15 protein-coding genes and 1 tRNA gene are annotated in these 12441 nt (G+C 67.8%); 9 read left to right on the top strand and 7 right to left on the bottom strand.

Annotated features, from left to right (window positions below; translation table 11 throughout):
* Window positions 1-92 precede the first annotated feature (92 nt).
* Entirely contained in the window at window positions 93-803 is a 711-nt protein-coding gene (gene radB / locus JRZ79_RS19615) for a DNA repair and recombination protein RadB (RefSeq protein ID WP_010903214.1), read from the top strand.
* 7 nt (window positions 804-810) lie between these two features.
* Here radB and JRZ79_RS19610 read toward each other — a convergent pair whose 3' ends face one another.
* The 4 genes from JRZ79_RS19610 to htr1 form a co-directional block, all read right to left on the bottom strand.
* Window positions 811-1002 carry a hypothetical protein gene (locus JRZ79_RS19610; RefSeq protein ID WP_010903213.1) on the bottom strand — a complete coding sequence of 64 codons (192 nt, stop codon included), beginning with the start codon at window positions 1000-1002 and terminating at the stop codon, window positions 811-813.
* Between the two features lie 52 nt (window positions 1003-1054).
* Entirely contained in the window at window positions 1055-2197 is a 1143-nt protein-coding gene (locus tag JRZ79_RS19605; protein WP_010903212.1) for a CBS domain-containing protein, read from the bottom strand.
* Window positions 2198-2298: 101 nt separating this feature from the next.
* Entirely contained in the window at window positions 2299-3018 is a 720-nt protein-coding gene (gene sop1 / locus JRZ79_RS19600; protein ID WP_205252041.1) for a sensory rhodopsin I, read from the bottom strand.
* Window positions 3018-4628, bottom strand: coding sequence for a sensory rhodopsin I transducer Htr1 (gene htr1, locus JRZ79_RS19595; RefSeq protein WP_205252040.1), 1611 nt, complete (start codon window positions 4626-4628; stop codon window positions 3018-3020). The genes sop1 and htr1 overlap by 1 nt, the downstream gene beginning before the upstream one ends.
* 248 nt (window positions 4629-4876) lie before the next feature.
* On the opposite strand from htr1, the gene JRZ79_RS19590 reads away from it, so the two are divergent.
* Complete coding sequence (locus tag JRZ79_RS19590; protein WP_205250906.1) at window positions 4877-5308, top strand: universal stress protein; 432 nt, start codon at window positions 4877-4879, stop codon at window positions 5306-5308.
* A 1-nt stretch (window position 5309) separates the two neighbouring features.
* Here the strand turns inward: JRZ79_RS19590 and JRZ79_RS19585 are convergent, their stop codons facing one another.
* Window positions 5310-5753, bottom strand: coding sequence for a hypothetical protein (locus tag JRZ79_RS19585; RefSeq protein ID WP_205252039.1), 444 nt, complete (start codon window positions 5751-5753; stop codon window positions 5310-5312).
* Window positions 5754-5882: 129 nt separating this feature from the next.
* On the opposite strand from JRZ79_RS19585, the gene JRZ79_RS19580 reads away from it, so the two are divergent.
* From JRZ79_RS19580 to JRZ79_RS19570, 3 genes are all read left to right on the top strand, one after another.
* Window positions 5883-6884, top strand: coding sequence for a PGF-CTERM sorting domain-containing protein (locus tag JRZ79_RS19580; protein ID WP_205252038.1), 1002 nt, complete (start codon window positions 5883-5885; stop codon window positions 6882-6884).
* Entirely contained in the window at window positions 6881-7237 is a 357-nt protein-coding gene (locus JRZ79_RS19575) for a hypothetical protein (RefSeq protein ID WP_205250904.1), read from the top strand. The genes JRZ79_RS19580 and JRZ79_RS19575 overlap by 4 nt, the downstream gene beginning before the upstream one ends.
* 64 nt (window positions 7238-7301) lie before the next feature.
* A complete protein-coding gene (locus JRZ79_RS19570) occupies window positions 7302-7760 on the top strand; it encodes a hypothetical protein (protein ID WP_205252037.1) in 459 nt (152 codons plus the stop codon).
* Between the two features lie 166 nt (window positions 7761-7926).
* On the opposite strand, the gene JRZ79_RS19565 is transcribed toward JRZ79_RS19570, so the two are convergent.
* Window positions 7927-8001, bottom strand: a tRNA-Val gene (locus JRZ79_RS19565).
* Between the two features lie 193 nt (window positions 8002-8194).
* Between JRZ79_RS19565 and trpD the strand changes: the two genes are divergently transcribed.
* From trpD to trpG, 4 genes are read left to right on the top strand one after another with little or no spacing between them, the layout of a single operon-like run.
* Complete coding sequence (gene trpD, locus JRZ79_RS19560; RefSeq protein WP_205252036.1) at window positions 8195-9205, top strand: anthranilate phosphoribosyltransferase; 1011 nt, start codon at window positions 8195-8197, stop codon at window positions 9203-9205.
* On the top strand, window positions 9202-9858 hold the full coding sequence (locus tag JRZ79_RS19555) for a phosphoribosylanthranilate isomerase (protein WP_205250901.1): 657 nt from the start codon (window positions 9202-9204) through the stop codon (window positions 9856-9858). The genes trpD and JRZ79_RS19555 overlap by 4 nt, the downstream gene beginning before the upstream one ends.
* Window positions 9855-11438, top strand: coding sequence for an anthranilate synthase component I (gene trpE, locus JRZ79_RS19550; RefSeq protein ID WP_205252035.1), 1584 nt, complete (start codon window positions 9855-9857; stop codon window positions 11436-11438). Before JRZ79_RS19555 ends, trpE begins: the two co-directional genes overlap by 4 nt.
* Window positions 11435-12031, top strand: a complete 597-nt coding sequence (gene trpG, locus JRZ79_RS19545) for an anthranilate synthase component II (protein WP_205252034.1) — start codon at window positions 11435-11437, stop codon at window positions 12029-12031. Before trpE ends, trpG begins: the two co-directional genes overlap by 4 nt.
* 5 nt (window positions 12032-12036) lie before the next feature.
* On the opposite strand, the gene JRZ79_RS19540 is transcribed toward trpG, so the two are convergent.
* On the bottom strand, window positions 12037-12222 hold the full coding sequence (locus JRZ79_RS19540) for a hypothetical protein (RefSeq protein ID WP_010903198.1): 186 nt from the start codon (window positions 12220-12222) through the stop codon (window positions 12037-12039).
* Window positions 12223-12441: the final 219 nt, after the last annotated feature.

The raw sequence follows: 12441 nt of genomic DNA, 5'->3' as shown, positions 1-12441 counted from the left end.
CGGGCCGCTGACCGCGCCAACACGTCCCTCGTTGTCGCGCCCGCCGGGCATCGACCACGGGTGTTTACCCAGCGGCGCGCCAACGACACCCCGTGCGCGAGGACGACACCCACCTCCCGACCGGCTGTGGCGCACTCGACGAGCTGCTCGGCGGCGGTGTCGAGCGCGGCACCGTCACGCAGCTGTACGGGCCACCCGCCGCCGGCAAGACGAACGTCGCGCTCACAACCGCCGTGACCACCGCCGCCGCCGGCGGCCTCGCCGTCTACGTCGACACCGAAGGCCTCTCGCTCGCGCGCTTCCAGCAGCTACTGGAGGCGCGCGCCACCGACCCCGAGGCGGCGTCCGCGAACGTCATCGTCTCCGACGCCCACGACTTCGACGAACAGGCCCAAGCCGTCCGCGACACCGCCGACTTCGCCGACCGCGCGGACCTCATCGTGGTGGACTCCGTGACCGGGTTCTACCGGCTGGCCCGCGGCGGCGACGACACCACGGGCGACGCCCTCCGCCAGGTCGCCGACCAGATCACACACCTGCTGTCGCTGGCGCGCAAACACGACCTCGCGGTCGTCGTCACGAACCAGGTGTTCACCGACGTCGACAACGACAGCGACCGCGCCCGCCCGCTGGGCGGCCACACGCTCGCACACTGGACGGGCACCGTCCTCCGGCTCGACCGGTTCCGCGGCGGCACCCGGCGCGCGACGCTGGAGAAACACCGCGCCAAGCCCGACGGCGAACACGCCCAGTTCCAGATCACTGACGGGGGCATCGACGCCGCCAGTGCCGACGACTACTGACGGCGCGTCACCCCGTGATGCGGTGCTCGCCGTGTTTCATGCCGATGAGAAACGAGATCGCCGCGAACACGATCATCGACGGCAACACCATCATGAACATCACGCGCGCCGGCATGACGTCCGCCGCCGAGAGCCCGATCATGCCGACGGCCACGAACGCAGCGAGCAATCCGACCGCGCGTGTGAAATCAAACCTCATGCGCGATGCCCTACGACGGGCGTGCTCATATAAGCACGCCCGACGGTGGTGCCTACAGGTCGTTGAGCTTCCGGAGGAGCTGGCCCTCGTACTCCTCGTCGTGCTCGATCCCCTTGAGCTCGAGCACGTTCCGTTCGAGCTTGTCCAGGGCGACGTGGAAGGAGTTGTCCGCGCCGTACCCTTCGCCGGTTCCGGCGATCTGGCCCTTGTTCGTGCGCAGCCGGATCTGTGACTGAATCAGCGGCGTCCCGCGGAGCTTCTCCTTGTGCTTGGAGAGCCGGACGTGGGCGTGATGGACGTCCATATCCCCGTACTTCGCGACGACGTTCTCGATGCGCTCGCGGACCTCCTGGCGGGACAGCGTGTCCAGCAGGTCGATGTTCGTGATCTGCACGTCGAGGTGTTCCTCCTCGGTGTACGACAGCGCGCGCAACACGTCGGTCTTCGTGAGGATGCCGCCGACCGCGCGCTCGTCGTCGTCGGGCGTGACGATGACCCCCGAGTAGTCGTGTGCGAGCATGTCGTCGACGGCGTCCCGCACCGAGTCGTCGAAGCTCGCCGTCTTGACCGGGCTCGTCATCTCGTCGGACACCGGGAGATCGAGCAGGCGCTCGATCTCGCCGCTGCGATCCCCGACGGTGGTCTTCTCGGTGTCACGCACGACGAAATCGACGATGTCGTAGCGCGTGACGATCCCCGACAGCAGCCCGGCGTCGTCGACGACCGGCAGCCGCGAGATGCCGTGCTCGCGCAACAGATTGATCACGCGGCCCATGCTGTCGTCCTCGTCGACCGTCACCACGTGTTCGGTGTATATATCCCGGACATCGAGCGCGTCGAGGTTCGCTAGCACGGCGTCCAGAATGGCGTCCTCAGTGATCACGCCCCACAGCGATCCGGCCTCGAACACGGGCGCGATCTTCGTGCCGCCCTCGACGAGCATGCGCGCTGTCTCGCGCACGTCCTCGGTCCGGCTGACCTTCGGCGCGTCCGTGACCATGGCCGCGACCCTGGTGTCGTCGCCGATATGCGACTGGATGAGCTGGCGCTCCGTGATGACGCCGTCGTACGCGCCGGCCTCGGTGACGATGACGCCCTTGGGGTTCTCACGCTCGAACAGCGACCGCACCTTCCCGAGTCGCTGTTCGGCGTCGACTTCCACGTAGTCGTTTGCCGCAATGTCAGAGATATCCATGGACCTTCACCTGAAGAGAAGCCCACCAGTGTCTTGAACCTTGTTGCGGCTCTCAGACTGCTGGACGGAGCCGGGGTCACACCACCACCGGGGACGGCCCGTCAGTCCGCCGCCGTCGCCTCGACGGTCGCCTGCTCGGGAGCCGGCGACGACCCCGAGTGCATGAACACGCGACGCCGCGCGTAGAAGAAATACACGTACGGCACCTTCGCGAGCACGTCCAAGAACACGTACGTGAGCGCGACGCCGGCAGCCGTTGCCTCCCCGATGCCGGCCGGGCCGAACAGCCACACCAGCGGGTACGCCAACCACAGCAGCCCGATGTGGTTTTTCAGCAGGTTGAACAGCCCGATCTGCTCGGGCACGTCGGGCACGACCCGCGGAAAGATCACGTACAGGTACGCGAACAGCGACAGGTGGAAGATCGACGACACGCCGAACAGCGCCCACTTGAGCGTGCCGTCAGTCACCACCGCCCCCGCGCCCACCGCGATCATGAGCGCGTCCGCCACCATCACACCGATGATGCTGCGGCGGGACGCCCCCGCGGCGTAGCCGACGTACCCCACGAGGATCGGCGTCGTCACGAGCCAGTCGATGTACCGCAGCCCGACGATCTCGTTCCCGTTCACGATCACTGTTCCGATGTCGTACGCCATCCCCACGTAGGACAGGCCCGCGAACACGGGAATGATGGCCAGCGGCGCGAGCGCCGACTGATGCGGGGAGCCATCCAACGACCGGTACAGCAACCAGACGAACGCCACACCGACGATGAGCGCGACCGCGCCGCCGAGGTAGGCGGTTGCGACGGCGTCCATCACGCACCACCCCCGTCAGCGCCGGCACGCATGACTGGCTGCTCCACGCTTCCCCCCGCAGTCTCGCCGTCCTCGGTGGCGACGGTGAACGACGCCACGCGGGACTGCAGCTGCTCGACGGCCGTGTTCTGGAACTGTTCGAGGGACGCCGCGATCTCCTCTGCGCTCTCACGTTGCCCGATCACCGCGGACTCGGCGTCGCTTGCCAGCGCCGTCGTGTCGTCGCTCAGTCCCGCGACACGCTCCACAGAGGTGGCGGTGCTTTGGACGGTTTCGGCCTGTTCGGAGGTCGTGCGCTGGATCTCGTCGATCGAGTTCGAGACCTCCGCGATGGAGTCCGCGATCGTGCGGATGTCCCGCAGCGTGGATTCGACGGTTTCGCTGCCGGACTCCACCCGGGTTCGGGTCTGCTGGATGGACGCGGTGACGTCCTCGGTTTGGGCGGTGACTTTCTCGACCACTGCGGCGATCTCGTTGGCGCGGTCCTGCGTTTCCTCCGCGAGGTCCTTGACCTCGTCGGCGACGACGCTGAAGCCGTCCCCGTCGGCGTTGCCGCCGGCGCGGGCGGCCTCGATGGACGCGTTCAGCGCCAGCATGTTCGTCTGCTCGCCGATGTCCGTGATCACGTCCACGATGTCGGTGATCTCGGCGACCTGGTCGCGCAGCTGTTCGACCTGGCCGACGGCGTCGTCGACCTCGGTTTCGATGCTGGACATCTCGTCGAGCGCGGACTTCGAGGAGTCGCGGGCCGCGTCGCTGGCGGTCGCTACGTCCTCGCTGCGGGACGCCAGGTCGTCGATGGTGGCGGCGATCTCCTCGGCGGACGCACTGACCTGCTGGACGTCGTCGGCCGCCGAGTCGAGCTCCGTGCGCTGGTCGTTGGCCTGCGACTCGATCTTCGACACCGCTTCGACGGTGTCACCGGCGCTGGCCTCGATGTCGGCGCTGGTCTCGGACATCCGCTCGGTTTTGGCTTCGATCTCGTCGGCGACCGTGGTGACCGTTCGGACCGTCGACTGGAGGTCGTCCATCATCTGGTTGAACGCGGTGCCGACCGTCTCCATCGCCTCGTGGTCGGTGTCCACGTCGACCCGTTGGGTGAGGTCCCCCGTGGCGGCGGCCTCCATGGTTTCGCCGTAGCGCTTGGCGGTGTCCTGGTAGGTGGCTGCCAGCTCGCGGGCCTCGCGCTCCGCGGCCTGGGCTTCCTGCTTGGCTTGCTCGGCCTCCTCGCGGGCCGTCTCGGCCTCGGCCTGCGTCTCTTCGAGGTCGGCGCGGGTGCGCTCCATCTCGTTCAGTCGGCCACGAAGCGACTGGCGCATCTGTTCGATGGAGTCGGCAAGCGATCCGAACTCGTCCGTTCGGGTGGAGGTCACCTCCTGTTCGAGGTTCCCGTTGGCGACGCGCTCGGTCTGTGCGGCGATCTCCTTGATGCTGGCGACGGTCTCGGCGGCGTTGATCGATCCGAGCGTGAGTAACCCGGCGATTCCGGCGACAATGGTCGAGGGGACGTCGTTTGTGGTGACGCCGACCCCGACCAGGAGGCCGGCGGTGGCGATATACCCCAGCCCGAGTTTAACGCCGTATCGACGGCGCGCCCATGCGATTGTCATAGCCACTAGTTATCAGATCCCTCCATAAGGTTGGGGCCGCAGTTCTCAGGGATGAAAACGACTGTAAGCCCTGCTACGGACAGTTGACAGCTATTGCCTGGTTCGCGCCGAGCAAGCGGCAACACTCTCTTCTTGTGGTATGTTATTTATACACATGTTTTGGGGGAGCGAAACGGACGCCGCCAGCACCAACTGTGATTACGTCTGGTAACCGCGAACTGATCTGGACGGTCCCCCAACCCTGCGACATGTACGACCGCGTGTTGGTCCCGACCGACGGATCCGAGGGCACCAACGAAGCAGTCACGCACGCAATCGACATCGCAGAACAGTACGGCGCGACGCTCCACACCCTCTACGTCGTTGAGTCGACGCGCTCGAACGAGACCCCCGACGACGACCCGCTGCACCGCGTCCAGGAGGCCGGCCAGAAGGCCGTCGATCGCATCGCCAAGCGCGCCCAGGACGCCGGCGTAACGTCCGTTGAAGCCACGGTCACTCGCGGCGTCCCCGCCACGGAGATCCTGACGTACGTCACCGAGATGGAGATCGACATCGCGGTGATGGCGACCGCCGGCCGGAGCGGCGAATCCCGGGACCTCCTCGGGAGCATCTCCGAAAGCGTCGTCCGCGAATCCCCCGTCCCGGTGTTACTCGTGAACGTCGGGGAAGCCGTCTGACTCAGTCGTCACCCCGCTGCGGTTCGGCCCGCTCGTCCAACACCCACTGCACGAGCGCCGCCTGCACGCGCTCGCTATCAGTTGCCTCCTCGGCCGCCGCACGCACACGCTCGCTGTCGGCCAGCAGCTCCGCCTCGACGCCGCTGTGATCGGGCTCGTCGCGAACGTCGTTCAACAGCGCCTCGAAATCCTCCCGCAGGACGAACGACGCCCGCGCCACGTTGCACTTCCCGAGGGGGTTCTGGCCCATGTCGAGCACGAGATCGCGCACGACCGCCCAATCGCTGTCACAGAAGTGGATCGAGACCGACCCCTCGATGTCCTGCCACGCGATGGGGCCGCTGTTCGCCATCTCGGGCACAGCAGCCGGCGGGAGATCGATGCGGGTGACGGTGTCCGGGTCGTCGCAGAGACAGCACGGCTGCTCCGTCTTCCCCGTGTACATACCAGGCAGTACGAACGCAGGGGTCTTCTGTCTACCCGTGCCGACACCCCCCGATGGCCTCGGCCCGAAGCAATCTATTTCCCCGTCGGAACCACAAGATACTTGACTATTATCTCGGCACAGGAAACTATGGACCGCGAACGGCTGCTCGCCGTCGGCATCGCCGTCGTCGTGCTGGCGTCAGCAGTCACAGCTGTCGTGATACCCGGCGTCGTCGCCGACGCTGACCGCGACGACGTCCACCCCGGCCGCGTCGATGTCGAAGAAACGACGATCGCGGCCAACGGCACGTCGTCGGGAACCGTCGACCTCTCGACCACCGCATACCTCAGCCACCGGGGCGGCGACTCGGAGAACGTCACTGTCACCGTGCGTGCGGTGGGCTTGGAATCCGGACTGGTCGAGGCCACCCGCAGCACCGCCATCGACACCATTACTGGCGACCGTGAAGTCCCGGTCACGGTCGACATCCCGGTTGCCCGTGACGGCGGCTACCGGATCGAGACTGTGCTCCGCGCCGACAGCCAGCGCGTCGCCACGGTCTCCAAGTCCGTCCGCGGCGTCGGCAGCGTGCAGTCCGGTGGCCACATGACCTTCCACCGGTTCGGTGCCGACCTCCCCGCCGTCCAGTACTCCGTCGCCAGTGTCGACGGTGACACCACGGCCCTGGACGTGTCGACGTATCTCACGAACCATGGTGCGGCGCCCTCGGAGGACGTCTCCGTGGAACTGGTCGTTCGGCAGGCCGACTCGAACGTGGTCGCCGCACGAACGACCATCCCGGTCGACGATGTCGCCCCCGGAGCGACGGTGACGCCCAACGCGACGGTCGACGTGCCATCGGCGTACAACTACTATCTCGACGCGGTCCTCCGGCAGGACGGCGTCATCGTCGGCACTGCGCGCAGCGCCGCCAATCTCGACCCGCAAGAGCGAGTCGAGGCGAACACGACCGTCCGAGACACCGGCCTGCAGGTCGAAGACTTCGAGACAACCGACAACACACAACCGGACTCCGGAACCGACCCCGAGCAGTCAGCCGGCGGCGGCATCCCCGGGTTCGGCCCGGCTGTCGCCCTCATCGCCGTCGTCGCAACCACCATCGCCGCCGCACGGAGGCAGTCAGCATGAGTGACACAGACCACGCCCAGCAGCCCACCGACACCGACGGGAACACCACGACCACCAACACCAGCGACGCCACCGGGAGTGGCCGCCACACCCGAGCGCGCGACGACACGAGCGACGTTCGTCGCCTCATCCTCCGGGGCGCGCTCGCGGTGCTCGGGTTCGTCGCCATCGTCGCGCTCTTCCAGTTCTACACCAGCACCACCGCCGTCATCAACGAGTGGGTCGGCCGCGAGTACCGCGCGCTGTTCCGCGCTGCGTTCAACCTCGTTATCCTTCTCGCCACCGGGATCGGCATCTCGCTCGTCGTGCGGAAGCTAACCGGTGACGGCAACGACAGTCGAGAACACCGATAGCGCCGGCAGACGACAGTCACCCTCAATTGCGACGGCAGTCTGATACGGTGGGAACATGACGCGAATGGTACTTGAACACACGGAAGCGGACGCACGAACTGTAATCAAGGCAGCTTTCGAAGAGACGGATGGCATCGAGAAATACTTTGAAGGCGATGACCAAGTAGTCGGGAAAACAGGGTGGCGAGCTTTGAGCTACGGGGAGACGGTCATCGTTGATCTCTCGGAAGACTCGGACAGCGTAACTCGAACTCCAATCGAAATAACCGCTGAAAAGGAGGTCGCGATCAACGTAACTGCGACCCCTCAGAAATACAAGCGGAGGCTGATCGGGAACATCGAGAACCTCCGGAAGTACGATGCGGACGAGGGCCTGGCTGCACTCGCTGGAGCGAAGGCCTTGTCGTCTACAAACGAAGTTCAGACACGTAGCGAACTACCCGGGAAAGAAGCGCTCAAATCAACGCTGATAGTACTCGCCGTTATGTTCCTGACATTCATCATGGCGTCACTGATCGGGTAGTGATTGCGGAGCGGTCGGGACCCATACTGGTTGTCTCGGTGCCTTGATCGCCGGTGCAGGAACGGACACATCCGACCCTCTTTGTTCGTGTTACGATCCAGGATTTGTAGGCAGCGAGCGTATGTGGATCCGGAGGGAGCTTCGTGAGAAACGAATGCGGCGTGAGTGGGTTGGGGCGGATTTGAACCGCCGACCTCCTCCATGTCAAGGAGGTGTCATAGCCTGACTAGACCACCAACCCTCGCGCCATCTCGCTGCATTCCTTCGTAGCCCGGGGGTACAGTTGAAGGTTTCGAATCGCAGAAGGCACGACGGCCGTGGGCTCCGTCGTGGTGTCCTCCCCACGAGCGATCACGGTACCGTTCCCCACGACACGCTTAAGTTAGCGTACAGTCTTGTACACTACAACCCAACATCGTTCATTGGTGACCACAATGCAGGAATACATCGAGCGCGTCGCGGCCGGCGAGGACCTCTCGCTTGACGCCGCCCGCGACGCCGTCACGACGCTGTTCGAGGACGCCACCGACGCCGAGATCGGCGCGCTGCTCGGCGCGCTGCGCGCGAAAGGCGAAACGGAAGCCGAAATCGCCGGCTTCGCGCAAGGCATGCGCGACGCCGCCATCACCGTCGCGCCCGACTGCACCCCGCTGGTCGACACGTGTGGCACTGGCGGCGACGACTACGACACGATTAACGTCTCCACGACCGCCGCGCTGGTCGCCGCCGGCGCGGGCATCCCGACCGCCAAACACGGCAACTACTCCGTCTCCTCGGCGTCGGGCAGCTCCGACGTGCTCGACGCCCTGGGCGTCGGGTTGGCCACCGACCCCGCCGCCGTCGAAGCCCGCATCGAAACCGACGGCATCGGCTACATGCACGCACCGGCGTTCCACCCCGGCATGGAGGCCGTCATCGGCCCACGGCGTGACCTCGGGGTTCGCACGATCTTCAACCTCCTCGGCCCGCTCACCAACCCCGCCCGCGCGGACGCCCAGGTCGTCGGCGTCTACGACCCGGCCCTCGTCCCCGTGCTCGCGCGTGCGCTCTCGCGTATGGCCGTCGACCGCGCGCTCGTCGTTCACGGCGCTGGCCTCGACGAGTTCGCGCTCCACGGCGACTCCACGGTCGCGGAAGTCGACGGCGACACCGTCACCACCACCACCGTCTCGCCGTCGACGTTCGGGCTCGCGGAGGCCCCGATCGACGCCGTCGCCGGCGGCGGCCCCGAGGCCAACGCGGCCGACCTCCGGGGCATCGTCACCGGCGAGCTCACCGGCCCCAAACGCGACATCGTCGTGGCGAACGCGGGCGCAGCCATCTACGTCGGGGGTGGCGCTGACTCGCTCGCGGCCGGTGCCGACCGCGCCGCCGCCGCCATCGACTCCGGGGCCGCCGCGGACACGCTCGCCGCGCTCACCGACGCCCACCCGGTGCAGCAATGACTCGCGTGAAAGTCTGCGGGCTGACCACCGAGCGCGACCACGCCGCGGCCGTCGCAGCCGGCGCGGACGCGGTCGGCATCATCGCCGACGTCCCCGTCGAGACGCCCCGCGAGGTCAGCGTCGAGACGGCCACCGCGCTGCGCGCCGCCACCCCACCGTTCGTCACCAGTGTCCTGGTCACGATGCCGGCCACCCCCGAGCACGCGGTCGACCTCGTGCGGACGGTCGCGCCCGACGCCGTCCAGTTGCACGGCGATCTGCCAGTCGGCGACGCGGCGTACGTCGCCGCGAACACGCCGTGCCCGGTGATCAAAGCGGTCACCGCGGGCGACCAGTCGGCCGCCCGGTACGCCGACGTCGTCGACGCGTTGCTCGTCGACTCCCCGTCGACGGACGACGCCGGTGCCGGCGGCGGCACCGGCCGCACACACGACTGGGCCGCAACCCGCGCGTTCGCCGACCGTGTCGACACGCCGGTCGTGCTCGCCGGCGGACTCACCCCGGCGAACGTCGCCGACGCGGTCGACACCGTCGACCCGTTCGCCGTGGATGTCGCCTCCGGCGTCGAGGCGCGTCCCGGCGAGAAGGACCACGCGGCCGTCTCGGCGTTCGTCGCGCGCGCCACAGCCACGCCCGACCCCACCCTCACATGATCGAAACCGACCGCGAGACGTTCACCGCACTCGCCGACGATGGCCCCGCGATCGTGCGCGTCGCCGCCGACCTCGACGTCGACGTGGCACCGCTGACGGCGTACGACGCGCTCGTTGCCGACGCCGACGACCACGCCTTCCTGCTTGAGAGCGCCGAAAAGACCCCCGCCAGCGACCCCGACGGGGCGTTTACCCCCGACACGACCACCGAAGAGACCCGCCACGCCCGCTACTCGTTCGTGGGCTACGATCCCGCCGCCGTCGTCACCGTCGACCCCGACGACACGACGATCACGCGGCTGCGCGACGACCCCATCACCGACCTGCTGGACGCCCCCGACCACGCCACCGGGGATGTGCTTGACCGCCTCCGGTCGGTGATGCCCGCGGTCCCGCGGCGCAACATCCCCGCCGAGGACCGCCAGCTGCTCGACGGCGGCCTGGTCGGGTTCCTCGCCTACGACGCCGTCTACGACCTCTGGCTCGACGAGGTCGGCGTCGAGCGCCCGCCGACGCCGCTGCCGGACGCGGAGTTCGCCGTGACCACGCGCACGCTCGTGTTCGACCGCGCCACCGACTCCGTCTCGCTCGTGTGCACGCCGGTCGCCGACGCGGACACCGCCACGGATGTCTACGACGCCCTCGAAGCCGAAGCCAAGCGCGTGCAGGCCATGCTTCGGGACGCGACCGCGCCCGCCACCGCCGGCATCGAGGTGACCGCCGAGCGCGCCGGCGACCGCGACGCCTACACCGACGCCGTCGAGACCGCCGCGACCGCGGTCCGGGACGGCGAAGTGTATCAGGCGGTGGTTTCACGCACGCGCGAACTTGACGGTGACATCGACCCGCGGGCGCTCTACGACGCGCTGCGCGCGGTCAACCCCTCGCCGTACATGTTCCTGCTCGCGCACGGGGACCACACGGTCGTGGGTGCCAGCCCGGAGACGCTGGTCGCGGTCCACGACGACACCGTCGTCACGAACCCGATCGCGGGCACCTGCCAGCGCGGCGACAGCCCGGTGGCGGACCGCCGCCTCGCCGGGGAGATGCTCGCCGACGAGAAGGAACGCGCCGAACACACGATGCTCGTGGATCTCGCGCGCAACGACGTGCGCCGCGTGAGCGCGCCCGGCACCGTCTCGGTGCCCGAGTTCATGCGCGTGCTGAAGTACAGCCACGTCCAGCACATCGAATCCACGGTCACCGGGACGCTGGCCGCCGACGCCGACGCCTTCGACGCGACCCGCGCGGCGTTCCCGGCGGGCACCCTCTCGGGCGCGCCGAAGGTCCGCGCCATGGAGCACATCGACGCCATCGAAGCCACACCGCGGGGCATCTACGGCGGCGGCGTGGGGTATTTCTCCTGGACCGGTGACGCGGAGCTCGCGATCACAATCCGATCCGGGACGATCACCCACACCGGCGACGAGGACACGCTCACCGTCCGGGCCGGCGCGGGCGTCGTCGCCGACAGCGACCCGGACGCCGAGTACGAGGAGACCGAGGCGAAAATGGACGGCGTGCTCGCGGCCGTGAACCGACTCCGGACGACCGACGACGGGGAGGCGGTGCACCGATGAACGTCGTGGTCGTGGACAACTACGACTCGTTCACGTACAACCTCGTGGAGTACCTCTCCGCGCAGCCCCGCGACGACCACGCCCCCGACGTGACGGTCCTGAAAAACACCGCGTCGCTGGCCGCCGTGCGGGCCGCCGACCCCGACGCTGTCGTCATCAGCCCCGGCCCGGGCCACCCCGATACGCCCCGCGACGTGGGCGTGACGACCGACGTGTTGCGCGCGGTCAGCCCGCGCGTGCCGACGCTCGGCGTCTGTCTCGGCATGGAGGCCGCCGTCCACGAATACGGCGGCACCGTCGGGCGCGCCGCCGAGCCGATGCACGGCAAGACGACGCCCGTCTCCCACGATGAGACGGGGATCTTCGCGGACATCCAGCAGGACTTTCCCGCGGCGCGATACCACTCCCTGGTCTGCACGTCGATCCCCTCGTGCTTCGAGGTGACGGCGACGACCCGTGATGGGTCGCTACCGATGGCGATCCGCCACCACGACCACCCCCTGGCGTGCGTGCAGTTCCACCCGGAGTCGGTGCTCACCGGCGTGGGCCACGACGTCATCGGGAACTTCCTGGACGCCGCCGCGGCTCACTGACACGCCTACAGGAGGACCGAAACCACCCAGAGCCCGGCGACGACGACTGTCGCCGCGGCGACCAGCTTCCACGCGATACTCAACAGCAGCCGTCCGATGAACACCAGGGCAGCCATCGCACCCAACGCCAGCAGCGCCGTTCCTAAGGGCGAGTTCGTGACCCCGGCCAGCGCCAACAGTGGAGTGGACATACCGGGGGCCACGACCTGGGTCGGCGTAAGTCTGTGGGAACACCCCTTTCGTTCGAGTGGATGTTGAAACTGAAAGGGTGGTCCCGTCACCCGATTCGTGGGTGCACACACCGACCACTTTCACTCCGGTTGGGGAGGCTTCATAGGCCGCCCCGTCGTACGCCAGAGACACGCCGCAGTGGGTGGCGCACGCGGCCCGGCCAGGGGTGCCGAAAGAAC

It is taken from the genome of Halobacterium sp. BOL4-2, assembly GCF_016917835.2.
Taxonomy (GTDB): Archaea; Halobacteriota; Halobacteria; order Halobacteriales; family Halobacteriaceae; genus Halobacterium; species Halobacterium salinarum.
The sequence above is the reverse complement of the archived record's forward strand: the minus strand, read 5'-3'. Positions and strand labels throughout refer to the sequence as shown.

Bases quoted from the DNA above. Each gene is read 5' to 3' on its own strand.
- JRZ79_RS19610 (WP_010903213.1), bottom strand. From the start codon at position 1,002: ATGAGGTTTGATTTCACACGCGCGGTCGGATTGCTCGCTGCGTTCGTG.
- JRZ79_RS19605 (WP_010903212.1), bottom strand. From the start codon at position 2,197: ATGGATATCTCTGACATTGCGGCAAACGACTACGTGGAAGTCGACGCC.
- sop1 (WP_205252041.1), bottom strand. From the start codon at position 3,018: ATGGACGCCGTCGCAACCGCCTACCTCGGCGGCGCGGTCGCGCTCATC.
- htr1 (WP_205252040.1), bottom strand. From the start codon at position 4,628: ATGACAATCGCATGGGCGCGCCGTCGATACGGCGTTAAACTCGGGCTG.
- JRZ79_RS19590 (WP_205250906.1), top strand. From the start codon at position 4,877: ATGTACGACCGCGTGTTGGTCCCGACCGACGGATCCGAGGGCACCAAC.
- JRZ79_RS19585 (WP_205252039.1), bottom strand. From the start codon at position 5,753: ATGTACACGGGGAAGACGGAGCAGCCGTGCTGTCTCTGCGACGACCCG.
- JRZ79_RS19580 (WP_205252038.1), top strand. From the start codon at position 5,883: ATGGACCGCGAACGGCTGCTCGCCGTCGGCATCGCCGTCGTCGTGCTG.
- JRZ79_RS19575 (WP_205250904.1), top strand. From the start codon at position 6,881: ATGAGTGACACAGACCACGCCCAGCAGCCCACCGACACCGACGGGAAC.
- JRZ79_RS19570 (WP_205252037.1), top strand. From the start codon at position 7,302: ATGGTACTTGAACACACGGAAGCGGACGCACGAACTGTAATCAAGGCA.
- trpD (WP_205252036.1), top strand. From the start codon at position 8,195: ATGCAGGAATACATCGAGCGCGTCGCGGCCGGCGAGGACCTCTCGCTT.
- JRZ79_RS19555 (WP_205250901.1), top strand. From the start codon at position 9,202: ATGACTCGCGTGAAAGTCTGCGGGCTGACCACCGAGCGCGACCACGCC.
- trpE (WP_205252035.1), top strand. From the start codon at position 9,855: ATGATCGAAACCGACCGCGAGACGTTCACCGCACTCGCCGACGATGGC.
- trpG (WP_205252034.1), top strand. From the start codon at position 11,435: ATGAACGTCGTGGTCGTGGACAACTACGACTCGTTCACGTACAACCTC.
- JRZ79_RS19540 (WP_010903198.1), bottom strand. From the start codon at position 12,222: ATGTCCACTCCACTGTTGGCGCTGGCCGGGGTCACGAACTCGCCCTTA.